23 protein-coding genes are annotated in these 26460 nt (G+C 67.1%); 10 read left to right on the forward strand and 13 right to left on the reverse strand.

The features are described 5' to 3' along the window. Positions 1–245: 245 nt before the first annotated feature. The 3 genes from ABZX86_RS13570 (at position 246) to clpX (ending at position 3093) form a co-directional block, all read left to right on the forward strand. A complete protein-coding gene (locus ABZX86_RS13570) occupies positions 246–830 on the forward strand; it encodes an ATP-dependent Clp protease proteolytic subunit (protein ID WP_297617686.1) in 585 nt (194 codons plus the stop codon). Positions 831–864: 34 nt separating this feature from the next. Then, positions 865–1536 carry an ATP-dependent Clp protease proteolytic subunit gene (locus tag ABZX86_RS13575; RefSeq protein WP_327144449.1) on the forward strand — a complete coding sequence of 224 codons (672 nt, stop codon included), beginning with the start codon at positions 865–867 and terminating at the stop codon, positions 1534–1536. A gap of 276 nt (positions 1537–1812) precedes the next feature. Next, on the forward strand, positions 1813–3093 hold the full coding sequence (gene clpX / locus ABZX86_RS13580) for an ATP-dependent Clp protease ATP-binding subunit ClpX (protein WP_355123260.1): 1281 nt from the start codon (positions 1813–1815) through the stop codon (positions 3091–3093). 68 nt (positions 3094–3161) lie between these two features. On the opposite strand, the gene ABZX86_RS13585 is transcribed toward clpX, so the two are convergent. The 8 genes from ABZX86_RS13585 to ABZX86_RS13620 form a co-directional block, all read right to left on the reverse strand. Then, positions 3162–3734, reverse strand: coding sequence for a carboxymuconolactone decarboxylase family protein (locus ABZX86_RS13585; protein ID WP_355123262.1), 573 nt, complete (start codon positions 3732–3734; stop codon positions 3162–3164). Positions 3735–3821: 87 nt separating this feature from the next. Then, positions 3822–4436 (reverse strand): dihydrofolate reductase family protein, encoded by a 615-nt coding sequence (locus tag ABZX86_RS13590; protein WP_355123264.1) that lies wholly within the window; start codon positions 4434–4436, stop codon positions 3822–3824. Between the two features lie 281 nt (positions 4437–4717). Then, positions 4718–5272, reverse strand: coding sequence for a hypothetical protein (locus ABZX86_RS13595; protein ID WP_355123266.1), 555 nt, complete (start codon positions 5270–5272; stop codon positions 4718–4720). An 81-nt stretch (positions 5273–5353) separates the two neighbouring features. Continuing rightward, on the reverse strand, positions 5354–5731 hold the full coding sequence (locus ABZX86_RS13600; RefSeq protein ID WP_355123267.1) for a nuclear transport factor 2 family protein: 378 nt from the start codon (positions 5729–5731) through the stop codon (positions 5354–5356). Positions 5732–5829: 98 nt separating this feature from the next. Then, positions 5830–6633 (reverse strand): type II CAAX endopeptidase family protein, encoded by an 804-nt coding sequence (locus ABZX86_RS13605; RefSeq protein ID WP_355123269.1) that lies wholly within the window; start codon positions 6631–6633, stop codon positions 5830–5832. 93 nt (positions 6634–6726) lie between these two features. Continuing rightward, entirely contained in the window at positions 6727–7539 is an 813-nt protein-coding gene (gene fdhD, locus ABZX86_RS13610) for a formate dehydrogenase accessory sulfurtransferase FdhD (RefSeq protein ID WP_355123271.1), read from the reverse strand. Continuing rightward, entirely contained in the window at positions 7536–9839 is a 2304-nt protein-coding gene (locus tag ABZX86_RS13615) for an FdhF/YdeP family oxidoreductase (protein ID WP_355123273.1), read from the reverse strand. The genes fdhD and ABZX86_RS13615 overlap by 4 nt, the downstream gene beginning before the upstream one ends. Before the next feature lie 141 nt (positions 9840–9980). Beyond that, complete coding sequence (locus tag ABZX86_RS13620) at positions 9981–11321, reverse strand: FHA domain-containing protein (RefSeq protein ID WP_355123275.1); 1341 nt, start codon at positions 11319–11321, stop codon at positions 9981–9983. Between the two features lie 217 nt (positions 11322–11538). On the opposite strand from ABZX86_RS13620, the gene ABZX86_RS13625 reads away from it, so the two are divergent. Further along, positions 11539–11961 (forward strand): hypothetical protein, encoded by a 423-nt coding sequence (locus ABZX86_RS13625; RefSeq protein ID WP_355123277.1) that lies wholly within the window; start codon positions 11539–11541, stop codon positions 11959–11961. 198 nt (positions 11962–12159) lie between these two features. Here ABZX86_RS13625 and ABZX86_RS13630 read toward each other — a convergent pair whose 3' ends face one another. After that, positions 12160–13716, reverse strand: coding sequence for a glycerol-3-phosphate dehydrogenase/oxidase (locus ABZX86_RS13630; RefSeq protein WP_355123279.1), 1557 nt, complete (start codon positions 13714–13716; stop codon positions 12160–12162). Then, complete coding sequence (locus ABZX86_RS13635; protein WP_355123281.1) at positions 13713–14324, reverse strand: TetR/AcrR family transcriptional regulator; 612 nt, start codon at positions 14322–14324, stop codon at positions 13713–13715. Before ABZX86_RS13635 ends, ABZX86_RS13630 begins: the two co-directional genes overlap by 4 nt. 128 nt (positions 14325–14452) lie before the next feature. Between ABZX86_RS13635 and ABZX86_RS13640 the strand changes: the two genes are divergently transcribed. Together ABZX86_RS13640 and ABZX86_RS13645 are read left to right on the forward strand one after the other, a co-directional pair. Further along, positions 14453–16030, forward strand: coding sequence for an FAD-binding oxidoreductase (locus ABZX86_RS13640; protein ID WP_355123829.1), 1578 nt, complete (start codon positions 14453–14455; stop codon positions 16028–16030). After that, positions 16027–16953, forward strand: coding sequence for a YegS/Rv2252/BmrU family lipid kinase (locus tag ABZX86_RS13645; RefSeq protein ID WP_355123283.1), 927 nt, complete (start codon positions 16027–16029; stop codon positions 16951–16953). Before ABZX86_RS13640 ends, ABZX86_RS13645 begins: the two co-directional genes overlap by 4 nt. A gap of 158 nt (positions 16954–17111) precedes the next feature. Here ABZX86_RS13645 and ABZX86_RS13650 read toward each other — a convergent pair whose 3' ends face one another. Together ABZX86_RS13650 and ABZX86_RS13655 are read right to left on the reverse strand one after the other, a co-directional pair. Further along, positions 17112–18401, reverse strand: coding sequence for a DegT/DnrJ/EryC1/StrS family aminotransferase (locus ABZX86_RS13650; RefSeq protein WP_355123284.1), 1290 nt, complete (start codon positions 18399–18401; stop codon positions 17112–17114). A 25-nt stretch (positions 18402–18426) separates the two neighbouring features. Continuing rightward, positions 18427–19587 carry a 2-deoxy-scyllo-inosose synthase gene (locus tag ABZX86_RS13655; RefSeq protein WP_355123286.1) on the reverse strand — a complete coding sequence of 387 codons (1161 nt, stop codon included), beginning with the start codon at positions 19585–19587 and terminating at the stop codon, positions 18427–18429. Positions 19588–19872: 285 nt separating this feature from the next. Here ABZX86_RS13655 and ABZX86_RS13660 point away from each other — a divergent pair, with 285 nt between their 5' ends. Beyond that, positions 19873–20670 (forward strand): helix-turn-helix domain-containing protein, encoded by a 798-nt coding sequence (locus ABZX86_RS13660; protein ID WP_355123288.1) that lies wholly within the window; start codon positions 19873–19875, stop codon positions 20668–20670. Here ABZX86_RS13660 and ABZX86_RS13665 read toward each other — a convergent pair whose 3' ends face one another. Further along, entirely contained in the window at positions 20671–21462 is a 792-nt protein-coding gene (locus ABZX86_RS13665; protein ID WP_355123290.1) for an alpha/beta hydrolase, read from the reverse strand. 369 nt (positions 21463–21831) lie between these two features. Here ABZX86_RS13665 and ABZX86_RS13670 point away from each other — a divergent pair, with 369 nt between their 5' ends. The 3 genes from ABZX86_RS13670 to ABZX86_RS13680 are packed head-to-tail and all read left to right on the forward strand — an operon-like array spanning position 21832 to position 26401. After that, positions 21832–24549, forward strand: a complete 2718-nt coding sequence (locus ABZX86_RS13670) for a valine--tRNA ligase (RefSeq protein ID WP_355123292.1) — start codon at positions 21832–21834, stop codon at positions 24547–24549. Further along, complete coding sequence (locus tag ABZX86_RS13675; RefSeq protein WP_355123294.1) at positions 24546–25988, forward strand: folylpolyglutamate synthase/dihydrofolate synthase family protein; 1443 nt, start codon at positions 24546–24548, stop codon at positions 25986–25988. Before ABZX86_RS13670 ends, ABZX86_RS13675 begins: the two co-directional genes overlap by 4 nt. Next, on the forward strand, positions 25985–26401 hold the full coding sequence (locus tag ABZX86_RS13680) for a DUF4233 domain-containing protein (protein ID WP_355123296.1): 417 nt from the start codon (positions 25985–25987) through the stop codon (positions 26399–26401). The genes ABZX86_RS13675 and ABZX86_RS13680 overlap by 4 nt, the downstream gene beginning before the upstream one ends. Positions 26402–26460: the final 59 nt, after the last annotated feature.

Here is a 26460-nt window from a genome sequence, read left to right on the forward strand (position 1 = left end):
AAGGCCCGCGCCAGCTGGGGATTCGAGGGTGTGAACCCCGAGAGTCCCCCCGAGGGGCGGGCCGCGTCAGCGCCCACGTAAGTTTTGCGCTGTGAGCGAAGCAGGGCGGTACCGGGAGTTCGGTACCGCCCTGCTTCGTTAGGGTTTGTGTCAGCGCTGCAACTTAAGTGATCAGTAGGGCTTGGTGGGACCGAGCCGGTGAGAGAGGGCAGGTATCCGTGACAAATAATCAGGCAGGGGTGCAGATGACATCCGCGACTGCTGGTCTGAACCTCAGTGATTCGGTCTACGAGCGCCTGCTGCGCGAGCGAATCATCTTCCTGGGCAGCCAGGTCGATGACGACATCGCCAACAAGTTGTGCGCGCAGATCCTGCTGCTGTCGGCCGAGGATCCGGAGCGGGATATTTCGCTCTACATCAACTCGCCCGGTGGTTCGGTCACCGCGGGTATGGCCATCTACGACACCATGCAGTTCGCCGAATGCGATATCCGCACCGTCGGTATGGGTTTGGCTGCGTCCATGGGTCAGTTCCTGCTCGCCGCGGGTGCGAAGGGCAAGCGTTTCGCGCTGCCGCATTCGCGCATCATGATGCATCAGCCGTCCGCCGGTATCGGTGGTTCGGCCTCCGATATCGCCATCCAGGCCGAGCAGTTCTCGTACACCAAGCGGGAGCTCAATCAGCTGCAGGCGCTGCACACCGGCAAGTCCGTGGAGCAGGTCACCGAGGACGCCGACCGCGACCGCTGGTTCACGCCGACGGAAGCCCTCGAATACGGCTTCATCGACCAGGTGGTCACGCACGCGCGCCAGGCCAACGGCGCCAGCTAGATCACTGCCCACCACACAGACTTTGGAGACGCATATGTCATTCGATCCGCGTGATGCGGGCATTACCTTCGCCGCTGCCGGTGCTCAGCTGCCGCAGTCGCGCTACATCCTGCCCCAGTTCACCGAGCAGACCACCTACGGCGTCAAGACGTCCGACCCGTACAACAAGCTGTTCGAGGAGCGCATCATCTTCCTCGGCGCCCAGGTCGACGACACCTCGGCGAACGACATCATGGCGCAGCTGCTGGTGCTGGAGTCGCAGGACCCCGACCGCGACATCACCATGTACATCAATTCGCCCGGTGGTTCGTTCACCGCGCTGATGGCCATCTACGACACCATGCAGTACGTCCGCGCCGACGTCGTCACGGTGTGCCTCGGCCAGGCCGCCTCCGCGGCCGCCGTGCTGCTCGCCGCCGGCGCCCCCGGCAAGCGCGCCGCACTGCCGAACGCCCGGATTCTGATCCACCAGCCGTCCACCTCGGGCGGTATCCAGGGTCAGGTGTCCGACCTGGAGATCCAGGCCGCGGAGATCGAGCGCATGCGCCGGCTCATGGAGGCCACGCTGGCGCTGCACACCGGCAAGGACGCTGAGACCATCCGCAAGGACACTGATCGCGACAAGATCCTCACCGCCGAGCAGGCCAAGGATTACGGCATCGTCGACACGGTCTTCGCGTACCGCAAGCTCAGCGCCCAGAAGTGACGCGCGGGGGTGGCGGGGGCGTGCGACCCCGCCACCCGGGCAAGGGTGAGTCGACGCACATGTCCGGTGAGAAACGTGCTCAAGTTGTCGACCTCGGTCGCGAGAAACAGGTACGGTCACTCTAGGGACCTTGGCTCGTGGTTGTCGGCCCGCTTTTGATTCAGCCGAAACGCCGTATCCCCCCATCTTGGGGAGACGGCTACGCTTTATAGGTGGCACTTCGCCGGCAGCCAGGACAGACGGTTGCACGCGGACAAGGAAGTAGGGACCCAGGAGATGGCGCGCATCGGTGATGGCGGCGATCTGCTCAAGTGCTCTTTCTGCGGGAAGAGTCAGAAGCAGGTCAAAAAGCTCATTGCGGGACCAGGGGTGTACATCTGCGACGAGTGCATCGATCTGTGCAACGAGATCATCGAGGAGGAGCTCGCCGAAAGCAGCGAGGTCAAACTCGACGAGCTGCCGAAGCCCGCGGAAATCCGCGACTTCCTCGAGCAGTACGTGATCGGGCAGGACGCTGCAAAGAGAACCCTGGCTGTCGCGGTGTACAACCACTACAAGCGAATTCAGGCCGGCGACAAGGGCCGCGACTCACGCGGCGAAGCCGTCGAGCTGATGAAGTCCAACATTCTCATGCTCGGCCCGACCGGCTGCGGTAAGACCTATCTGGCGCAGACACTCGCCAAGATGCTGAACGTGCCGTTCGCGATTGCCGACGCCACCGCGCTCACCGAAGCCGGATATGTCGGTGAGGATGTCGAGAACATCCTGCTGAAGCTGATCCAGGCCGCTGATTACGATGTGAAGCGCGCCGAGACCGGCATCATCTACATCGACGAGGTCGACAAGATCGCCCGCAAGTCGGAGAACCCGTCCATCACCCGTGACGTTTCCGGTGAGGGCGTGCAGCAGGCGCTGCTGAAGATTCTGGAAGGCACCCAGGCTTCGGTACCGCCGCAGGGCGGTCGCAAGCACCCGCATCAGGAATTCATCCAGATCGACACCACCAACGTGCTGTTCATCGTTGCCGGTGCGTTCGCGGGCCTGGAGCGAATCGTGCAGGATCGAGTCGGCAAGCGCGGCATCGGTTTCGGCGCGGAGGTCCGGTCCAAGTCGGAGATCGACACCGCCGATCACTTCGTGGATGTCATGCCCGAGGATCTGATCAAGTTCGGTCTGATCCCCGAGTTCATCGGCCGCCTCCCGATCGTCGCCTCGGTTACCAACCTGGACAAGGAATCCCTCGTCCGCATTCTGGCCGAGCCGAAGAACGCACTGGTCAAGCAGTACGTGCGCCTGTTCGAAATGGACGGCGTGGACCTGGAATTCACCCAGGACGCCCTGGAAGCCATTGCGGACCAGGCGATTCTGCGTGGCACCGGCGCTCGTGGCCTGCGCGCCATCATGGAGGAGGTCCTCCTCCCGGTCATGTACGACATCCCCAGCCGCGACGATGTCGCCAAGGTCGTCGTCAACGAGGCCACCGTGAACGACAATGTGCTGCCGACCATCGTGCCGCGCAAACGCCAGTCCCCGGAGCGCCGCGAAAAGTCGGCGTAGCGGTTTTTTCGGAACGGCCCCGCGAGAGTTTCCCTCGCGGGGCCGTTTTCGTTTGTCGCGGGGATTGTCTACTGTGCCCAGGGCACGCGGCACGAATCCCTGCTGAAGCCCTGATCGGTGATGCCGAGGGCGTGGTACGCGCGGGCGCGGGAATTCTCCAGGGCGATCTGGTAGGTCAGCTCCGTGACGCCTTTGACGCCGAAGCGCCGTTCGAGATCGGCGACCTGTTCGTCGGTGACGGTGAGGGGTGTGGCGGTCATGGCGTCGGCATAGGCGATGGCAGCGCGTTCATCGGCGCTGTAGGCGGGGTTGGACTCGTAGTCGTCGATATAGCGGAGCTTGTCGACATCCAGGTCGGACAATCGCATGAGCATGGTGCCGAAGTCCACGCACCAGGAACAGCCGACGGTTCGGGCAGTTCGGTAGACGGCGATCTCGCGGATATTCGCCGGCAGCGCCGTGCACGCCTTCTCGGCGAGACCCTCGTGCACAGCCGAGGCCATGAAGACCCCCGGATGATTCGCGAGAACGGCGAAGGGCTCGGGGACCTCACCGAGGCGGCGCTTCAGGTACCGGTAGATGACTCGGGTCAGTGGCCCGGCCTGCTGCGGGCTGACGACGGGGAGTCGGGTGGCGCCCATGGTGGTCTCCTTCGATCCGCGTGGGTGCTTGCACCCCTTGGACGAGATACCGCCACCCGACGTGACGCGCCGGGGGTATGTCGCGTGTCACTCCGTGGTGAGGTCGCCGTATGTCGGTGCGCCCGCCTTGCGGTAGGTGCTGATCACGACACCGGCAGGTGTGCTGCGGGTTTCGGTGAGAGTGAGACCGGCCGGTTGTGCGCCGTCGGCGAAGAAGCGCTTGCCGCTGCCGAGGAGGACCGGGAAGGTCAGCACGTTCAAGGTGTCCACCAGGCCGAGGGCGAGCAGTGACTGTGCGAGATTGCCGCTGCCGTGCACCTGCAATTCCTGTCCGGGGCGGGCCTTGAGTTCGGCGACCTCTTTCGCGAGATCGCCCCGCAGCAGTTCGGTGCCCGACCAGTCGGCATGGTCGAGGGTGCTGGTCGCCACGTACTTGGGCAGCGAATTGAGCTTGGACGCAAGGGGATCGGCCGGGTCGTCGTGCAGCGGCCAGTACGAGGCGAAGATGTCGTACGTGCGCCGGCCGAGCAGGAAGGCATCGACCCGATCGAAGACCGAGACCATGAACGCTCCGAAGGCCTCGTCGCCGTAGGGCGCCGACCAGCCGCCGTGGGTGAACCCGCCGCTGGGATCCTCCTGCGGCCCGCCCGGCGCCTGGTACACGCCGTCGAGGGTTATGAACTCGGTGACCGAGAGTTCCATGGTGATCTCCTGCGCTGTCGTCCACCCGCCTGATGCGAGCGCTTCACCTGTCCTGACGGACCTGGCGCCGCGAACTCATCGGTCGGATGTGGACGATCAACCCATCGGTCCGCTGTCCGGTAGAGCTGTTCTCCTGTGTGGATCGGTGACAATCGATGTCTCGATCGCGCCCTGAGCGGGGATCGCCATTGATCCCCCTGGTTCGCCGTTGAACCTTTATCCCTTTACTGGAAAATCGGTGCCCGCACTACACCTGTTACGACGGTGCGCGGCAGCGAAATTCATCGTGGCGGCCGCGTGCGGGAAGACCCGCCGCGACGTGGGAATCTCAGGGTGAACGGCGCCAACTCGGGCACGGGGCGGCGTTCACGCGGGGCGACCAGTATGCAGGCCAGGCCGAGCGCGGGCAGGGCGATGGCGGCGGCAATGCTGAGCCCGTAGCTCACGCCGCTCATGCCGTCGGGGTGGTGGAAGGTGTGATAGATCAGGTGCGGTACGCCGAAGACCAGCCAGCCCAGCCCGGCCACCCGGGCCAGCAGACTGTCCATGAAATACAGCGCGGCCGCGGTGAAGGCCCCGACCGCGAGGAAGAACGCACCCACGTCCGAGGCGAGATGATGGTTGTAGGGGCCGTCCATGCTGATCCACTGCATTCCGAAGCCCGGAAAACTGGTGTACCAGGAGTGCGGTGCGCACACCGCCCAGGCGCCGATGATGAAGGCCTGTGCCGTCAGTATGCCCAGCATGATCTGCAGCGCCAGCCACCGTCGCCGGTTCACCTCCAGGCGCATGCGCACCCGGATGCCATCCCCCGTGCCGTGCAAAGAGATTCGCACCGGCCCTCCCGTCCCGCCGTCGAATCGTCAAGTGCTGTCACCGTAATTCGACGAACGGAACGGGGCAATAGGCGAAAAACGCTACTGCTGCTTGGTCAGTGCCATATCGTCCTGGCCCCAGTAGGCGCGCATGGAGACGATCTTGCCCTCGTCGTCGAATTCCATGATGTCGATCGGCGACAGCGTCATCTGCTGATCGCCGAACTTCGTCACGAGCGTGAACGATACGGCCGCATGCTTTCCGGCGACCTTCAGGGTGTGGATTTCGGTCTGCCGCTCCGACACGTGCTCGAGCGCCGCGTACAGCTCCCGAATGGCCTCGTGCCCGCGCCGGGGCTCGCTGCCGATGGGATCCTCCACGACCGCGTCCGCCGCATACAGCTTGACGATGTCGTCGGTGGGCCCGGTGGCCACCAACTTCACATACTGTTCGACCACATCACGGGGCTGCGCTGCCATGGAATCTCCCAAAAGAATTGACACGTGTTCTACCGCGCGAGCCTAACAGCAGCGGGCCCGGATCGGACCCGTCCGCTTCACTCTCCGGGACTGGGTTCTCAGGCGATCAAGGCGCTGTTCACCAGCACCGCCTGGGTGAACAGGGCCCAATCATTGATGATGTGCGCGCCCGAGGAGACCCAGAGATTCTTGGTGCGGATATAGGCCAGGGTGAGAACCAGCCGGGCGCCGCCGATGACAATGAACGCCTGCGCGAAATTCCAGTCGTAGGTGGGCAGATGGGCCGCGCCGAACCAGACGGCGCTGACGAGCCAGGCCAGGACGATGGCGGTGCGGCGGGACAGCTGCACCCTGCCGAGGACGAAGGACATCAGCGCGAGGAAGGGCAGCATGGTGAAGACCTCTTCACCGACCAGCTGGATGCCGGTGCCCACATAGAACGCGGCGGTATCGAGTGCGGTGCCCTGCCCGGCGTCCTCCATCACCTCGTTGGAGGCGACGCCGAACAGTGCGCTGACGATCACGGCCAGCACGAAACTCACCACGATATTGAGCAGCGCGAACCCGAACATGGTGCGAACGTCGCGGCCGCGCACCTCGCGGAACAGTGCGCGCCAATGGTTCCGGGTGATCAGTGCCAGTGTGAGCAGTGGAATGCCGACGAACAGCGCACGCGGAAGCAGCGCCACGAAATTGTTCGGCTGCGGGATGGCGACCAGTGCCACGAACCCGGCCACGACCGCGATGACCGCGACGATCCACTGCCGAACCGTCAGCGCCACGGGGACGCCGTTGTAGAACGGGAAGTCATCCCCGTCGCTGCGCTCGATCAACCGGCCGAAGCGGTCATCGGCGGCCGTGCTGTCCGGTGCCGGGAGCGCCCGGGTGTGGTGGGTGTTCATGCCGCTCCTGCCGTTCGACCTGCACGAAGTGTCATGGTCGCAGCCCCTTGTTACAGGCGGTGACAGGTGTGCGGTCGAACGGTTACGGCCAGGTCAGACCTTCAGCCGGTGGATGCCGGTGTAGGCGTTCATGGTTTCGCCGCGCAGGAAACCGACCAGGGTGAGATCGGCTTCGGCGGCCAGATCCACGGCCAGCGAACTGGGAGCGGAGACCGCGCCGAGGAACGGGATTCCGGCCATCACCGCCTTCTGGACGAGTTCGAAGGAGGCGCGGCTGCTGACCATCAGCAGCAGTTCGTGTGCGGGGAGCAGGTTTTCGCGCAGGGCCCAGCCGATGACCTTGTCCACGGCATTGTGGCGGCCCACATCCTCGCGCACCACCAGGGCCTCACCGTCGAGGGTGAACAGGCCCGCGCCGTGCAGGCCGCCGGTGGCGTCGAAAAGCGTTTGCCGGGAACGGAGTTCGCCGGGCAGGCCGGCGAGGGTGTCGAGGGAGATCGAGATGCCGTGCGCGGGCAGCGGGTAGCGGGTGCGCGTACGGACCTCGTCGAGCGCGGTTTTCCCGCAGAGGCCGCAGGAGCTGCTGGTGAGAAAGCTGCGCGGGGTGACCGGGACAGGGTGCCGCAATTGCACGTCGAGCACGTTGTAGGTGTTCTGGCCGTTCTCGTCGGTGCCGGCGCAGTAGCGGGCGGTGACGATGTCCTCGAGCTCACCGATAATGCCCTCGGCGAAGAGGAAACCGTGGATGAGGTCGATATCGGCGCCCGGTGTGCGCATGGTGACGGTGAGTGATTCACCGCCGGTGCGGATCTCCAGCGGCTCCTCCACCACCAGGGTGTCGGGTCGCTGGATATTTCCGGCGGGGGAGATGCGCAGGGTGGGGCGGCGGGCGGTGACTCGGCTCACGACGTCCTATGGGTGTGGCGTTCCAGGCGGATGGTGACCGCCTTGGAGACGGGTGTATTCGACCGCAGCGCAACATGATCCAGCGGGACCAGCGGATTGGTCTCCGGATAGTAGGCGGCGGCGTTACCGCGCGGCGTGGCGTAGCCGACCAGGCGGAAGCCTTCGACCCGGCGCTCGGTGCCGTCGGTCCACTCGGAGATCACGTCCACGAGTTCGTCCTCCGCGAAACCGAATTCGGCGATGTCCTCCGGATGCACCAGGATCACACGGCGGCCGTTGTGGATACCGCGGTAGCGGTCGTCCAAGCCGTAGATGGTGGTGTTGTACTGGTCGTGGCTGCGCAGCGTCTGCAGGATCAGGCGGCCCTGCGGGACCGGGAGCCAGTGCAGATCGTTGGTGGCGAAATTGGCCTTGCCGGTATCGGTCCGGAATTCGCGGGAGTCCCGCGGCGGATGCGGGAGCTGGAAACCGTTGCGGCCCCGCACCTTCGTGTTGTAGTCGGCGCAGCCCGGCACCACGGCGGCGATGGCATCCCGGATCTTGTCGTAGTCGCGCTGGAATTGCGCCCACGGCACCGAATGCGCCGGCCCGAACAGCGCCTGCGCCAGCTCGCACACAATGGCGACCTCGCTGCGCAGTTCGGTGCTGACCGGCTTCAGGCGACCGGTCGACAGATGCACCATGGACATCGAATCCTCGACCGAAACCTGTTGGCGCGCATCGCCCTGCATATCCTCATCGGTGCGTCCCAGGGTCGGCAGGATCAGTGCCGTCCGGCCGTGCACCACATGACTGCGATTGAGCTTCGTCGAAACCTGCACGGTGAGATCGCAATTGCGCAGGGCGGCCTCGGTCACCTCGGTATCCGGGGTGGCGGAGACGAAATTGCCGCCCATGCCGAAGAACACCTTGCCGATGCCGTCTCGCATGGCGCGGATGGAATTGACTGTGTCCCAGCCGTGTTCACGCGGGCTGCTGATGCCGAACCGATCGTCCAGGGCGTCGAGGAAGGCGTCCGGCATCTTCTCCCAGATGCCCATGGTGCGATCGCCCTGCACATTCGAATGCCCGCGCACCGGGCAGACGCCCGCACCCGGCTTGCCGATCATGCCGCGCATGAGCAGCAGATTGGTGGCCTCCTCGATGGTGGCCACACCGTGCAGCTGCTGCGTCAAACCCATTGCCCAGCAGATGATCACGGCCCCGGACTCGGCCAGCAGGGCGGCGGTGCGATCCAGATCCGCGCGGGTCAGGCCGGTGGCCTCCTCGACCACGCCGAGATCGACCGCGCGCATCTGCTTCTCGTATTCGGCGAAACCGGCGGTGTGCGCATTCACGAAGTCGTGATCGACCACGGTTCCCGGCTTGCGGTCCTCGGCCTCGAACAGCAGTTTGCCCAGGCCCTGGAACAGCGCCATATCGCCGCCGAGCCGGATCTGCAGGAAGTCGTCGGCAATGCTGATGCCGCCGGTGAAGCCCTTGAGCGTCTGCGGATCCTTGAAGCCGATGAGCCCGGTCTCGGGCAGCGGGTTCACGGCGATCACCTTGGCGCCGTGCGCTTTCGCCTCACCCAGCGCCGACAGCATGCGCGGATGGTTGGTGCCGGGATTCTGCCCGGCCACGATAATGAGATCGGCCTTCTTGAAATCGTCGATCGTCACCGAACCCTTGCCGATGCCGATGGAGGCGGTCAGCGCGGTGCCCGAGGATTCGTGGCACATATTCGAGCAGTCCGGCAGATTGTTGGTGCCGAAGCTGCGCACCAGCAGCTGATAGAGGAACGCTGTCTCGTTGGCGGTGCGGCCGGAGGTGTAGAACACCGACTCGTCGGGGGAGGCCAGGGCGCGCAGGTTGTCGGCGATCAGCCGGTAGGCGTCGTCCCAGGCGATGGGGGAGTAGTGGGTGTCGCCGGGGCGCAGCACCATCGGATGGGTGATGCGGCCCTGCTGCCCGAGCCAGTAGCCGGACTTGCCGTCCAGGTCCGCGATCGAATGCGCGGCGAAGAATTCCGGGGTGACGGTGCGCAGCGTCGCCTCCTCGGCCACCGCCTTCGCGCCGTTCTCGCAGAATTCAGCGGGTCGGCGGGCGCCGCTGGGTTCCGGCCAGGCACAGCCCGGGCAGTCGAACCCGTGCCGCTGATTGACCCGGGTCAGGGTGCGGGCCGTGCGGACGACACCCATCTCCTCGACGGCGCGCTCCAGGGCCACGGTCACCGCTTTGACGCCCGCTGCCGCGGTTTTCGGCGCGGTCACGGTCAGCGCGGCCTCATCGATGTCTTTTTTCGGCGCGGCACGATGCATAGCGACCATTCTCCTCTGCGGCGGGCGGGGTGTCCCAGTAGGTCCTCCGCATCGTAGGCAGAGCGCGGCGGTGCCCGCGCACGCCCCGCGCTCTGTCACCGGCGGGTGTCAGCAGCGGTCACCGCGGGCGGAGGGTGGCCGTCAGCGGCGGCGGTCCTGGTGGTAGGTGAGAATGCGGTCGCCGACGCGGACACTCCAGCCTGCCTTCAGTTCGGACGGGCGCTGGCCCACGCGTATCCAGTCCTTGCCCGGGGCGGCCACGAAGGTGCCGCCGGGGGTCGCGGCATCGCGCACGAGGACCATGCCGTTCTCGATGAAAACATAAGCGTGGATGCGGGATACGTGGCGGTCGCGCGGGATCACGATCGGGACGGCCGTGCCGCGGCGGACCGAATCGTCGATCATGGGATCGCGTCCGATCACGTAGCGCCGGTCCATCGGATAGATGGCGCCGTCCACGGTGATGAGCGCGCCGTGGGGCGGACCGAGCTTGTCGGTCTCCGGTTCCGGCGTCGCCGCGAGCGGCATCACCCGTGGCGCGGCCGGCTGCGCATCGGGCGAGGCAGGTCTCGGGTCCGCCGCGGTCGAGGCTGCGCCGGGTGCCCCGGCCTTCTCGGTGGGTGGGTCGAGAGGGTCGACGGCCGCCGGTGTGCCCCCGGCTTCCTCTGTGGCCGCGGCTTTCGAGTTGAATGCTGCCGTCGGCGGCTGGTCTGCCGGGTCGGGTCGCGGTTCGGCGCCGGGGGACGCGCGCTCCGGCACGCTGTCACGCTGCGGCTTCTTGGTGAGATCGAGCGCGCCCGCCGGTTGTTTCTCCGGCGCAGCGGATTCGCGGCGGAGCGGTTCCGCACTACCCGCGCTGGAGAACCGCGTATGTGATGGAGTGGGCACCGCAACACGCTTGGTCGCATCGCTGGGCGGCACCCCGGAGGTGGGCGTGGCCGGATGAGTCTCGGGTTGAACAGCTTTCGACGATCCCGTATTCGTGGTTCGCAGCGGCGGGGTGACGCCGGTGCGCGGTGCATGCAGCACGAACCCGCCCGCGGCCGCCACACCCGAGCGCAGATCGGTATGCGGAATCTCGGCGCCGGCCTCGGTCTCGCCGACCACGGTCACCCGCCGCACCGGATCCCGCAGAATCTCATCGACCCAGGTCATAGCGCGCACACCGGACAGCTGCCGGGTGCCTTCCGGGCCGTCGACCACCGCCCGTACCGCGCCACGCAGCAGCACCAGCATGCCGCCGGTCGTCGGCGCGACCACCCCGAACGCCGGTGGCTGCGCATTCCCGCTGCTGAACACCGCGGCAGCCAGCCGCTGCGCAATGGCCACGCCCGGATCGGACGCGGTCGACGCCGTCTCGGCCGCCCCGAGAATTCTTTCCGTCGACGGACTTTCGGCGGCCAGGAAAATAAGCACACTTCCGAACCGCGCGACCAGCCCTGGCCCGCGTGTCAATCCGACAGTGGTCGGAATCCGCCCCATCCGCGCCTCCTACTCCGGCGCTCATTACATCGTTGCCAAGCATAGGACCGTTCACACGCGCGTGGGATCTGTCCGGAATCGGTGCATTGTGCGGAGCTGCGGGGTGCGGAACACGCCAGATTCCGGCAATAGTCCCCGAAGCGCCGGATCGCGAGCGAGGATCGAGGCAATGTGCCGGTGCATTCGGTTCCGGCAGTGCCGATGAGGACCGCACCCTATGGGCATCAGCAAGAGGAACAGGCAGGCGGCACCGGTGGCCGCCGCACTCGGCATGGCCGCGGCGCTCACCGTGCTGGCCGCACCCGCCGGGGCCACCGCCACCCGGGTGGGCGTCGAGCCCGCCCTCAGCTTCGGCTCGGCGACGAACTACGGCACCGGCTGCACCTACCCGGTCGACGCCTACGTAGACGACCCCTCCACCCCGGTCGGCTTCTACGACAACGGCATCCGCTTCGGCGTGGCCACCCCCTCCGGCAGCCTCGCCATAGCGAACTGGACCCCCGCCACCCCCGGAGCCCATCGCCTCCAGATCATCCAGCAGACCCCGGCCCGCGGCGGCGACGTCGTCCCCTACATCGACCTCACCGTCGGCACCGGCTTCAGCACCGGCTCCGGCTGCAACGTCGTCGGCGGCGGGTAGCCCCGCCCCGCCACCGACGGCGCGGTGACCAGAGCGGTTCGGAATGCGGCCGCGCCACGTGTGGCCCTCCAGCATCGAGACGATGCGAGCGCGACCACTGGATCGGGGGCCGCCTCCGATCCGATCGCCCTTCCCGCGCACTGAATCATGGTGGGTTCGTTCGCGGGCTGTGTCATCGCGCGTGAGCGCGCGGCGACGCTACTCGGCTCGGGCGGGGCGGGTGAAGGCGGCTTCGGCGGCCGGGGTGGCTGCTGTGCGGTCGGAGTCGACGAGGCCGATGCGGGTGCGGCGGTCGAGGAGATCGTCGGGGTCGAGGGCGCCCTCGTGGGTCGTGGCGAAGGCGAATTCGGCTGCTATGACGTCGATTCCGGGGGCCACAGGCTCGGCCAGTTCCGGATGTTGCCGGGCGAGTTCGAGAATGGTGGTGGCTTCGCTGCCGTAGCGCTCGACCAGGCGGGTGGGGGCTTCGATGCGGTCGCGGGCCGCGCCGGAGACCGCGCCGATCAGGGGGAGATCGCGGGTGCGGCAGGGGGCGGCGGTGAGGTGGGCGTGCGCGATGGCGGCATCCACGGTGTCCTCGGCCATCTTGCGGTAGGTGGTGAGTTTGCCGCCTACGACGGTGATAAGGCCGGTGGGGGAGGTGAGGACGGCGTGCTCACGGGAGATATCGGCGGTGCTGTTGTCACCCGTGCGCAGCAGTGGCCGCAGGCCCGCATAGGTGCCGCGAATATCGTTGCGGGTCAGCGGCTCTCGCAGCACCGTATTGACGGTGTCGAGCAGGAAGTCGATTTCCGATTCGGTGGCATGCGGCACATCCGGCACCGGGCCGGGCGCTTCCTCATCGGTGAGGCCCAGGTACACGCGATTGTGCGCGGCGGGGAAGGCGAAGACGAATCGACTGGTGCTGCCCGGAATCGGCACCGTCAGCGAGGCGGTCAGCCCGCCGAAGGCCGCGGCATCGAATACCAGGTGGGTGCCGCGCGAGGGCCGCAGCTCGATGCTCGGATCCACCTGATCAGCCCACACCCCGGTCGCATTGATGACGGAACGAGCTGTGATGGAGAGGGTTTCGCCGGTCAGCCGATCCAGCAGCGTCGCCGTGGTGCCGCTGACCTCGCTCGCCTCCACCCGGGTGAGGATCGACGCGCCGTGCAGCGCCGCCGTACGCGCGATCGCCACCACGAGCCGGGCATCGTCCACCAGCTGCCCGTCCCAGGCGAGCAGTCCGCCGCGCAATCCGGCACGCCGCACCGTCGGCGCGAGCCGCAGCGCCTCCGCGGCCGCCACTCGCCGCGACCGCGGCAGCACCGACGCCGCCGTACCCGCGGTGCGCCGCAAGACGTCTCCGGCCAGGAATCCGGCGCGCACCAGGAGCTTCTGTGCCACACCGATATTCGGCAGCAGCGGCACCACCTGCGGCAGCGCGCGGGTCAGATGCGGTGCGGTCCGGGTCAGCAGAATATCGCGCTCGACCGCACTCTCGTGGGCGATGCCCACCCCGCCGCCGGCCAGATACCGCAGCCCGCCGTGCACCAGTTTTGAACTCCACCGGCTGGTCCCGAAGGCCAGATCATGCTTCTCCACCAGCACGGTGCGCAGTCCGCGCGAGGCGGCATCGAGCGCCACACCCACACCGGTGATCCCACCGCCGATCACCAGCACGTCGATGGTCCCGCCCGCGCCGAGCGCGAGCAGTTCCCGCTGCCGCCGACCGGCATTGAGCGCCGAGCTGGACTGAGCCGAAATGCCGCTCATGAGTAGACCTTTCGCTGAGATTCCGTGGGACCCGGCGCCAGATATCCGTCGATGGCGCGGGTGAGTTCGATATCGAGATGATCGGAGTCGAGGAAGTCGACGACGGTGCCCGCCGACTGCACCGCCGATTGCGCCAGCAGCAGGAGCATGGCGGCCTGCCGTTCGGCATCGCCGTGCCGAATGGACCCGTCGCGGTGGCCCTCTCGAATGCCGTCGGCGAACATCCCGATGAGCGCCCGCTGATTGCGCCCGAGTCGCTCGAACACATAGGTGAGCATGACATCGGCATCGGTCCGGAAGATCTTGGCGAACAGCGGATTCCGCCGCATCATGGCCCCGCCGCCGACAATCGCGGCCACCAGCCGGGCCCGGGCATTGCCGCCCGCGGGCACGGCATCGGCAATGATCTCGTGCAATTCGCGCACCAGCAGATCCGCCACCAGCGACCCGGTATCGGCCCAGCGCCGGTACACGGTCGGGCGACTGACGCCCGCTCGGCGCGCGACCTCGGTGAGCGTGGTGCGCCGGACGCCGAATTCGGCCACGCAGGCGCGCGCCGCATCGAGAATCGCCCGGTCGACGGCGGAGGACGGTTCGGTCGAAGCCATGGATGCCACCATCGGTAGGGAGGGTTCGTTACTGCTTGACATTCTATGTCAGACTGTAACGCATGGTCGACACACGAGCAGCATCCGCTTCGTCGGGAAACCCGGGCGAGCCGCAGGCCCGCGCGAGTATGGTGTGGGACGCCTGGGGCGACCCGTCCGGACACAAACCGCTGCCCGAAACCATTCGGGGATTGCTCACGCAGGTATTCGGGGTGTCCGCGGACGCGGCGACCCGTCGCGATGAGGGCGACGTGCCGCTACGTGAATCCGCGCTCTCCCCGGATCAACATGCCGGGCTAGTCGCGGTGGTCGGTTCCGAGAACGTATCGCTCGACCACCGCGATCGGCTGCGCCACGCGGGCGGCAAGAGCACCCCCGATCTGCTGCGCCGCCGCGCCACCGAGCCGCAGGACGCTCCGGACGCCGTGCTCTTCCCCGGCGATCACGACGAAGTCGCCGCGCTGCTCGAATACTGCAGTGCCGGAGCGATTGCCGTGGTCCCCTTCGGCGGCGGCACCAGCGTCGTCGGCGGACTCGACCCGGCCCGTGGCACTTTCGCCGCGGTCATCGCCCTGGATCTGCACCGCCTGGACACCCTCACCGAGGTCGACGCGATCAGCGGCACCGCCACACTGGGCGCGGGCATCACCGGCCCGCGTGCCGAGGAACTGCTTGCCGAGCACGGACTTTCGCTCGGGCACTTCCCTCAGAGCTTCGAATTCGCGACCATCGGCGGGTTCGCCGCCACCCGATCCTCGGGCCAGGCGTCGGCCGGTTACGGGCGCTTCGACGATATGATCCAGCGCCTCCGAATCGCCACGCCCAGCGGCACTCTCGACCTCGGCCGCGCCCCCGCCTCGGCCGCCGGACCCGATCTGCGCGAGCTGTTCTCCGGCTCGGAGGGCACCCTCGGCATCATTACCGGAGTCACCCTGCGCGTGCACCCGATCCCGGAGACCACCGCCTATCGCGCCTGGTCGTTCCCCGACTTCGCCACCGGCGCGAACGCGCTGCGCACCGTCATCCAGGCGGGCGCGAACCCCACCGTCATGCGACTGTCCGATGAGGCCGAGACCGGACTCAATCTGGCCCGCGCCGGCGATATCGGCGGCGGTACGGTCGGCGGCTGCCTGGCCATCACCACCTTCGAGGGCAGTGCGTCACATGTCGCGGCCCGCAGCACCGAAGCCTCCAACCTGCTCGCCGCCGCCGGTGGCACCGCACTCGGCGAAACGCCCGCCCGCGAATGGGAGCACGGCCGCTTCTCCGCCCCGTACCTGCGGGATGCGCTGCTGGACGCCGGAATTCTCTGCGAGACCCTCGAAACCGCCACCAGCTGGTCCAATCTCGGCAATCTCAAGGCGAAAGTCACCGCCGCACTGACGGATTCACTCACCGCGCAGGGCACCCCCGCCCTGGTCATGTGCCATATCTCGCACACCTACCAGACCGGCGCCTCGCTCTACTTCACCATTGTCGCCAAGCAGGCCGACGATGCCATCGCCCAATGGGCGCAGGCGAAACGGGCCGTGGGCGATGCGATCGTCGCCGCCTCGGGAACCATCACCCACCACCACGCCGTCGGCGCGGACCACCGCCCGTGGATGACCGCCGAGATCGGCGACCTCGGCGTCGAGGTGCTGCGTGCGGTCAAACTTGCCGTAGACCCCGCCGGAATCCTGAACCCTGGGAAGCTGATTCCGTGAGAGAGATCCACTCGATAGTGCTCGTGACCAACCCGCTGTCCGGTCACGGCAAGGGCGTACAGGTCGGGATCGACGCGGCGGACCGGTTCGCGGCGCGCGGTGTCAATGTCACCGAGATCCGCGGCAGTTCGGCGGCCGATACCGAACGGCAGGTTCGGGACACCCTCGCCAATCCGGAGACCCGCCCGGACGCGGTGATCGCGGCGGGCGGCGACGGCCTGACCTGCGTGGTGCTGCAGGCTCTGGTCGGCACCGGCGTACCGCTGGGACTGGTGCCCGGCGGCACCGGCAATGACCTCGCCCGCGAGGTCGCCATCCCCGACGACACCACCGCGGCCGTCGATGTAGTACTCGGCGGGCGGACCCGGACCATCGACCTCGGCACCGTACAGGCTGAGGACGCCACCGTGCCCATGTGGTTCGCCACGGTCACCGGCACCGGTTTCGATGCGCGAGTCACCCTGCGCGCCAATGAATTGCGCTGGCCGAAGGGCCCCATGCGCTACACCGTCGCCGCCCTGCTCGAACTGGTCGGCAAACTCGCCGTCCCGTACCGCGTAGAACTGCACGGCTCCCCGGACCACCCGGACGGCACGATCGTCGAACTCGACGCCATCATGGTCGCGGTCGGCAATACCCGCACCTACGGCGGCGGCATGCTCATCTGCCCCGACGCGGTCATCGACGACGGCCTCCTGGACCTGACGGTCGTCGGCGCCATGTCCCGCCTGGACCTGCTCCGCCTGCTCCCCGCCCTCTCCTCGGGCAAGCGCATCGACCACCCCGCCGCCACCCAGTACCGCGCCGCCAGCTTCACCCTGACCGCCCCGAACGCCCCCGCCACCGCGGACGGCGATCCGGCGGGCCTGCTCCCCGCCACCTTCCACGCCCATCCGGGAGCCCTCGAAATCCTCGTTCCCTGAGAACAGGCGTCGTCCGAACGGTCGCAGCGCTGTGCCCCTGCCGAAGGGCAGGGGCACAGAGGTCGTCGGGGACCACCGCGTGCCTCCGGACGCCATAGCATCTCTCCACGTCGAACAGCCCTGATATGTGTTGCGTGCTCCTGACATGGCTGTGCCGATTACGTAGTTGGGATTGAGGTGTCAGCTGGTGTGAGGGTGTGCGCGAGGGTGCGGACTTTGTCCAGGGCGGTGAGGATGTCGTGGATGTCGCGGGGGTCGCCGAGTAGGACGCTGTGGTGCATGAGGAGGGTGTGGTCGCAGTAGTGGTCTGCGCCGGGGAAGGGGCGGTCGGTGGCGCGGGCGGTGTTCCACGTGGCGGCGAAGCGGGGTTTGGTGTGGGGGCGGAGGAGATTGCTGCGGGGCAGGGGGATTCGGGGTGGGTAGACCCTGGTGTGCAGTTCGGCGGTGAGGGCTGCGGCGACCCGTTCGATGGGGGCATTGCCGAAGGTGCCGGGGTCGAAGCGGAGCCCGTACTCGTAGACGGCGCGCCGATTCACCTGTGCCGGAACCGGAATCGGCGTCAGGCCCGGGATCGCGGCGAGTCCGGCCTCCAGCTGCCGTGTCCGGGATTCGCGGTGCGCGTGCTGGGCGTCCAGCCGTGGCAGCTGATCGAGCAGTACCCCGGCGGTCAGCTCCGACATGCAGTAGTTGCCGCCCATGATCTCGCCGAGCTCGACCAGTTCGTATTCGCCGGGCAGCGGATCGTGCGCGCTGTATCCGCGCGAATCGGCGCGCAGCATGAGCATGCGCCGGTACAGCTCCGGACTGTCGGTGATCGCCGCCCCGGCCTCACCTGCCGCGAGGGTTTTGGCCGCACCGAGGCTGAACACCCCGATATCGCCGAAGGTGCCGACGGCCCGGCCCGCCCACTGCGCCCCGTGCGCCTGCGAGCAGTCCTCGATCAATGCCAGGCCCATTTCGCGGGCCAATTCGGCGAGCTCGTCGATCGGCGCCACGGTGCAGGCCAGATGCACCGCGATCACGGCCCGGGTGCGCCCGGAAACCGCCGCGTACACGTGATCGGCGGTGAGACAGCCGGTTTCGGGATCGACATCGACCAGCACCGGCAGCGCCCCGGCCCGCAGCACCGCGGTGGCTGGCGCGACCCAGGTGACGGCGGGCACGATGACCTCATCGCCGGGGCCGATGCCCAGGGCCTCCAGTGCGATGACCAGCGCACTGGAACCGTGGTCGACACTGACCCCGAACGCCGCACCGTTGTACCGGGCGAACGCCTCCCCGAACAGCCGCTCCCGGGACTTCCCGCCCGCCGGGCTGTACCAGCTCACCGACCAGCGCGAAGAGCGCAGCGCGGCAAGCAGTTCCGCCTCGGTATCGGCGTCGTACTGTGGCCACTGCGGCCACGACACCCCGCCACGCACCGGCGCCCCGCCATGAACAGCAAGCATGGAATCTCCTACCGAGCTCGCCGAATCAGTGGATGCCGACCGCGGGGGAGGCGGGGGAGGGCTGGGCTATGACCTCCAGCGCTTCGCGGATCTCCGCTACCGAAACCTGTACCAGCGGCAGGCTTCCGGTCGTGGCCGGCCGACCCAGGCTGCGCAGCAGTACGAACGGCACCGAGCCCGGCCGCGCGTCGAGATAGCCCTTCTTGTTGTCCTCCTCCACCACCCCGAGCACATCGGCCACCTGCACCGTGGCCGGCAGCCACGGCTCGACGCCCAGCCCGGCGACGATTTCGTAGTGCACGCTCACCTCGTCGTCGGACAGCCACCCGCGCGCATGCGAGATATGCGCTGCCACCAGCATTCCCACCGCAATCGCGCCGCCGTGCGTAATACCCGCCGCACCGCGCACCCGGTGATCGCAGATTTCGATGGCATGCCCGACGGTGTGGCCGTATTCCAGGACCAATCCGGCGCGGCGCTCGAACGTATCATCCTGTGTCACCGCGGATTTGGCATCGATGCTCGCATCCAGCAGCCAGGTCAATGCCTTCGGCGCGGCCAGGGAGCCGGAGGCGATGATGGCGCGCAACGGTTCCAGCGCCGCCGGCCGAATGGCAAGGCAATTCTTCGCCATTTCGCAGAAGCCCGAACGGAGTTCGGCCTCCGGCAGCGTCTCGAAAAGCCGCACATCGGCATACACGGCCGTCGGCGCGTAATAGGTGCCGATGTGATTCTTGCCGACCGGGCTGTTGATCGCCTGCTTCAGTGACAGCACCGAATCCATGGCGGCAATGGTGGTGGTCGGCACATGCACCAGCCGCACCCCGCGGAACAGCAGATTCGCCATGAGCCCGGCCAGATTTCCGGGAACGCCACCGCCGAAGGCCACCACCATCGAGCGCCGGGTCATCCCCGAGCGCAAGGCCTTCTCCATATGTTCCGTCAGGCATGCGAGCGTCTTCATGGATTCACCCGCACGATGGGTCAGCGTGAAGGACGGAGTATCACCGGCCAGCCGCTCGATGACCGTTCGGTACAGGCCCAGCACCTGATCGTCGGTCACGAAAACCAGTTTGTCGGCCGCCATTCCGGCAATGCCCTCCGCTATTTCAGCGAGACAATCCTCGCCGAAGGAATACGGATAGGACTGCTCGCCGATCCGAATGGTGCGCGAAGTGATGGCCATTGTCTTGCTCCTGATTCTGCGGCGAACTCGCTCCGAACTTCACTGCCAGCGCCGGTGCTGCCTCGCCGTGCAAATATCGAATGGTGAGTCGCCCTTTGGCAACCGGTGGGATACCCCAGTCATGGGCTGTGCCCCGGGCCGCAACCACTGGCCGGGGCAGCGCCGCGCGCCGGTGCCACTGTCAGGGGTACCGGCGCGGGTGAACTCGGGTGTGGCGGCGGGCCTCCGACCGGTACTGTGCTACTCGAGCCGGGTGGCCCGAACCGGCAGTCGATCGGAGAACCGTTGTCCGACAATGAAATCGGAGTACCGACCGCACAGTTGCTGCGCGCGCCGACGCTGGCCGAGTTCATTCGCGAGCGCCGCACCCGGGGCACCACGCGACATCCGGCCGGCCTGACCCGCAAGCAATTGGCCGAGGCCACCCACGCCAGTCTCGGTTATGTCGCCAAGATCGAACAGGGTGATGCCCTCAATCCGGGTCCGGCCATTCTGGATTCGCTCGCGACCGTGCTGTGCCTGGACTCGGCCGAACGCGTCCACCTCTACCACCTCGCCCAGCAGCGCCCCATCCCGCCGACCCCGGAGCCGCTGCGCCGCGACAGCGCCGCGGCGGCCACCGTGCGGACCACCCTGGACGCGCTGCTGCCGCATTTGGCCGCCGCGCTCGACGACGGCTGGCATGTGGTCGACTGCAACAGCGCCTTCGACGAGGCCTTCCCGGGCCTGCGCCGCAGCGGGCACGTACTGCGCTGGATTTTCACCGATCCGCGTGCCCGCATGGTCATCGAGGACTGGGAGCGCGAGGCGCGGCTCATGGCCGGACGTTTCCGCGCCTACGCCGCGCACGCCGCGGACCGCGAGGACATCGACCTGCTGCTGCGCGAACTCGGCGAGTACGCCGATTTCCGCCGCCTGTGGGAGGACGCGCACGTATCGATCGGCCGCCCGGACTCCGCCTTCCAATTGCGAAATCCCAAGACGGCCACCGTATTCGACGTGGTGGTGCAGCGGTATCGCAGCACCACGCCCGAATCCGCCCATCAGCTGTTCATCGGATTGGTCGGGCGTGATGCGCGGTGATCAGGCGGGCAGGCCGTCCATGAATGCCCGCAGGAGCGCATTGACCTCATCCGGATGTGTCAGGTTCGCGGCGATGGCGGCGCCGGGAATGGTGTGCGTCTCGGCCGTCCCGCCGAGCGCCCCGGCCAGCTCCAGCATGTCCTCGGGGCTGGTCGCCTGATCCCCGACACCGCGCAGAATCATTGCGGGACAGTCGATATCACCGAGCAACTCCAGTACCGAATCGCGGTTGATCACGCAGTCGGCCGCCTGCCGAATGCGCCCGCGATCCTCGGCCAGCCATTTCTCGCGCCACGGCCGCCGGTCCTCCTCGGTCCCGCCGATGGTCAGCGCCGACACCATCTTCATGACCGGGGCGGGCAGCACGTACCCGGTCCAGAAGTCGAGGACCTCGCGATAACCCGCCCGCCGCTGCGGGGTCATGGCCGTGGCCGCCGAGCCGATCACGATCAACCCGCGCGTGCGCGGCCGGGCCAGCAGTGTCATCCGCAGCGCGGTGCACGCACCGTGCGCCACGCCGCCGGCCACCACCCGCTCGAGGCCGAGGTGATCGGCCACCGCCCAGGCGTCGCGTGCCAGGTCCCAATAACTGAAGGGCGTCCCATCGTCCTCGGTGCGGCCGTGTCCGCGCGAGTCGATGCAGACGAGGCGAATCCGCTCGCCCAATTCGGCCCGCTGTAGCTCGAACATCTCCTGGTCCATGAGCATGCTGTGGCTCAGCACAAGTGCCGGTCCTGTCCCTCCCGTGTCGGTGTAGTGGATCTTCGCTCCCCCACGAGCAACGAACGGCATTCTGGGACTTTACGACGTCATCCGGCGCCCGGGTATGTGAAATGCAATTCAGTCACACATGAAAAGCCCTGTATGCCAGCAGAATCCGGGGCTTGTCCGGAAAGGTATTCCACTTGCGCAGCTGAACTGCGGGTCGTGGAAGCAGTGCGGCCCACGCAACGTGAATGCAACGAAATGTGGCCTACCCTGGCCCATTTGGGCCAGAACCTGAGAATTGCTTATGGATCCGAGAGAGGCGCCGCAATCGGCGGTAGGCTTACCTTCGAAGGCGGGGCCTTCGGTGTCCCTCATCCGCCGAAAGCCCCGCCCTTCGGCTTTCTCCGGCACCACCGCGGTCGGCGCCGATTCCCGGCCATCTAGAATCTCACGGTGACCAGCACAGCCTCTGAGAACTCACGTAATCGTGCCGATGCCCTCCCCAAGAACTGGAATCCCAGTGAGGTAGAGGGTGACATGTACGAGCGCTGGGTAGCCGCTGGTTACTTCCAGGCCGACGCCACCTCCGCCAAGCCCCCGTACTCGATCGTGCTGCCCCCGCCCAATGTGACCGGCAACCTGCACATGGGCCACGCTTTCGACCACACCCTCATGGACATCCTCACCCGCCGCAAGCGCATGCAGGGTTACGAGGTGCTGTGGCTGCCCGGCATGGATCACGCCGGCATCGCCACCCAGTCCGTGGTGGAGAAGCAGCTCGCCGTCGACGGCAAGACCAAGGAAGACTTCGGCCGCGAACTGTTCATCGACAAGGTCTGGGATTGGAAGCGCGAATCCGGCGGCGCCATCCAGGGCCAGATGCGCCGCCTCGGCGACGGCATCGACTGGAGCCGCGACCGCTTCACCATGGACGACGGCCTGTCCCGCGCCGTGCAGACCATCTTCAAGAAGCTCTACGACGCCGGGCTCATCTACCGCGCCGAACGCCTGGTGAACTGGTCGCCGGTACTGCAGACCGGCATCTCCGACCTCGAGGTCACCTACAAGGACGTCGACGGCGAACTGGTGTCGCTGCGCTACGGCTCGCTCAACGACGATGAGCCGCATGTGATTGTCGCCACCACCCGGGTGGAGACCATGCTCGGCGATACCGCGGTCGCGGTGCATCCCGAGGACGAGCGCTACCGGCACCTGGTCGGTACCACGCTCTACCACCCGATCACCGGCCGTCAGATCCCGATCGTCGCCGACGACTACGTCGACCCCGAATTCGGTTCCGGCGCAGTGAAGATCACACCCGCGCACGACCCCAACGACTTCGAGCTCGGCCTGCGACACAACCTGCCGATGCCGACCATCATGGACAAGACCGGCAAGATCGCCGACACCGGAACCGAATTCGACGGCATGGACCGCTTCGAAGCCCGGGTCAAGGTGCGCGAGCGGCTCGCCGAAGAGGGCCGCGTGGTCGCCGAGAAGCGGCCCTACAGCCACAGCGTCGGCCACTCCGAGCGCTCCGGCGAACCCATCGAACCGCGCCTGTCCATGCAGTGGTGGGTCAAGGTGGAAACCCTGGCCAAGGCCGCCGGTGACGCGGTCCGCAACGGCGAGGTCAAGATTCACCCGGCCAGCCAGGAACCGCGCTGGTTCGACTGGGTCGACAATATGCACGACTGGACCATTTCCCGGCAGCTGTGGTGGGGCCACCGCATCCCGATCTGGTACGGCCCCGAGGGCCAGGTCGCCTGCGTCGGCCCGGACGAGCAGGCCCCCGAGGGCTGGGTGCAGGACCCGGACGTCCTCGACACCTGGTTCTCCTCCGGCCTGTGGCCCTTCTCCACCATGGGCTGGCCGGACTCCACCGCCGAACTCGAAAAGTTCTATCCCACCAGCGTTCTCGTCACCGGCTACGACATCCTGTTCTTCTGGGTCGCCCGGATGATGATGTTCGGCATGTTCGTCTCCGACGACCCGGTGCTCATCGAGGGCAAGGATCCGCAGCAGAAGCAGGTGCCGTTCCAGGATGTGTTCCTGCACGGCCTGATTCGCGACGAATTCGGCCGCAAGTACTCCAAGTCCAAGGGCATCGGCGTCGATCCGCTGGTGTGGATCGACGAATATGGCGCCGACGCAACACGATTCACGCTCGCCCGCGGTGCGCAGCCCGGCAGTGACCTGTCGGTGGGCACACCGCACGTGTCGGCCGCGCGCAACTTCGTCACCAAGCTGTTCAACGCGAGCAAATTCGCTCTGATGAACGGCGCCGAGCCGGGCACGCTGCCGGACCGCGCCGATCTCACCGATACCGACCGCTGGATTCTCGATCGGTTCGAAGAGGTTCGCGCCGAGGTGGATTCGAATATCGACCGGTACGAATTCGGCAAGGCGTTCGAGGCGCTCTACCACTTCACCTGGGACGAACTGTGCTCCTGGTACCTGGAGCTGGCCAAGGTGCAGTTCGCCCACTCCGAGGAGCGCGCCGCGAACACCCGCGTAGTGCTCGGCAATGTGCTCGACGCCGTCCTGCGACTGCTGCATCCGGCCATGCCGTTCGTCACCGAACAGCTGTGGCAGGCCCTCACCACCGACGTCGCGGGGGTGCGGACGGGCGGCGAATCCATCGTCATCGCGGAGTGGCCCACCAGTTCCGGCATCGCCACCGATGAGGTTGCGGCCCGCCGCATTTCGGACACCCAGCGCCTCATCACCGAGATCCGCCGGTTCCGCAGTGATCAGGGCCTGGCCGACAGTCAGAAGGTGGCCGCCAAGCTGATCGCCATCGACACCGCCGATCTGGTGGCACAGCAGGCCGAGATCACCAACCTGGCCCGCCTCACCGAGCCCGGCGACGATTTCGCCGCCACCGCCTCCCTCGAGGTGCGGCTCACCAACGCCACCGTCACCGTCGAAATCGATACCTCCGGGACCATCGACCTCGAGGCCGAGGCGCGCCGGCTGGAGAAGGACCTGGCCGCCGCACAGAAGGAATTGGCAGGCACCACCGCCAAACTCGGCAATGAGGCCTTCCTGGCGAAGGCTCCCGACGAGGTGGTCGCCAAGATCACCGCGCGCAAGGAGATCGCCGAATCCGAAGTCGAGCGCATCGGCGCCCGGCTCGCCGAGCTCGAGAAACTGGCGGTGCGCAAATGAATGCCGAACCCGAACCGCAGTACAACGATGCCGGCCCGCTGATCACCTCGCCGGTGGATCTGGCCGAAATGGCGCTGGTCGAGGCCGAACTCGACAAGCGCTGGCCGGAAACCAAGATCGAGCCGTCGCTGACCCGCATCGCGGCGCTCATGGATGTGCTCGGTTCACCGCAGCACGGCTACCCGGCCATCCAGATCGCCGGCACCAATGGCAAGACCTCGGTCACCCGCATGATCGACTCGCTGCTCACCGCGCTGCACCGGCGCACCGGGCGCATCACCAGCCCGCACCTGCAGCTGGCCACCGAGCGCATCGCCATCGACAATGCGCCCATCACGCCCGGCCAGTACGTCGAGCTGTACCGCGAACTGCTGCCGTTCCTCGAGATGATCGACAAGCAGTCCATCGCGGCCGGCGGCCCGGCGCTGAGCAAGTTCGAAGTGCTCGTCGCCATGGCCTACGCGAAATTCGCCGAGGCGCCCGTCGATGTCGCGGTGGTCGAAACCGGTATGGGCGGCACCTGGGACGCCACCAATGTGATCGACGGACAGGTCGCCGTCATCACCCCGATCGGCCTGGATCACACCGAGTATCTCGGACCGGATCTGACCTCCATCGCGGGGGAGAAGGCCGGAATCATCAAGAAGGCACCGGTCGACGAACTGGTCCCGCGTGACACCGTCACCGTCATCGCCGAGCAGCAGCCCGAGGTGATGGAGGTGCTGCTGCGCCGCGCCATCGAGATGGATGCGGCTGTGGCACGCGAGGGTTCGGAGTTCCGGGTGCTCTCGCGCCGGGTCGCCATCGGCGGCCAGGTGCTGGAACTGCAGGGCCTCGGCGGCGTCTACGACGACATCTTCCTGCCGCTGCACGGCGAGCACCAGGCGCACAATGCGGTGCTGGCGCTCGCGGCGGTGGAGGCGTTCTTCGGCGCGGGCGCCTCGCGCCAGCTCGATATCGATGCTGTGCGAGCCGGATTCGCCTCCGCCGTCAGTCCCGGCCGCATGGAGCGCATGCGCAGCGCGCCGACCATCTTCCTCGACGCCGCGCACAATCCGCACGGTGCGAAGGCCCTGGCCGCCACGCTCACCAGCGAATTCGAATTCCGCAAACTGGTCGGAGTGGTTGCGGTACTGGGCGATAAGGACGCCGCGGGCATCCTCGACGCGCTCGAACCGATCTTCGACGAAATCGTCGTCACCGAAAACGGTTCTCCCCGCGCCCTGCCCGTCGAGAGCCTGGCCAACCTGGCCGTACAGCGCTTCGGTGATGAGCGGGTGGCCGTCGCCACCGATCTGCCCGATGCCATCGAGACCGCCATCGCCCTCGCCGAAGAAGGCGAGAGTGGCGAACACGTCTCCGGTGCGGGCATCGTGGTCACCGGATCGGTCGTCACCGCCGGGGCGGCCCGCTCGCTGTTCGGAAAGGATCCCGCATGAGTGAGGACCAGCCTCTGGTGCCCGAGGGGGTGCCCGCCCCCGCCACCGACCCGTGGAAGGGCTTCCGCGGCGTCATGGCCGGGACGCTCGTCCTGGAAGCCATCACCGTGCTGCTCGCGCTACCGGTGGTCGCGACCGTCGGCGGCGGGTTGAAGTGGTGGTCCGTGCTCTACGTGGTCGGCCTGGGTGTGCTGATGTTCCTCGGCGCCGGCGTGCAGCGCCGCCCGTGGGCCATGGCCTACAACCTCGGCCTCCAGGTAGCCCTGCTGGCAGGCGGGTTCATCCACATATCCATCCTGGTCATCGGCGTGGTCTTCGTCGCCGTCTGGCTGTTCATCCTCTTCATCCGGGCGGATGTGAAGAAGCGCATGGAAGCGGGCACATTGCCCAGCCAGCGCATGTCCCAAGCCTGAAATCCGGTCGAACCGGGCGTGGCCGGGGTATGCGCCCCGGCCATCGGTTTTTCCGCAGG

The sequence above is a fragment of the Nocardia sp. NPDC006630 genome, assembly GCF_040611495.1.
GTDB lineage: Bacteria > Actinomycetota > Actinomycetes > Mycobacteriales > Mycobacteriaceae > Nocardia.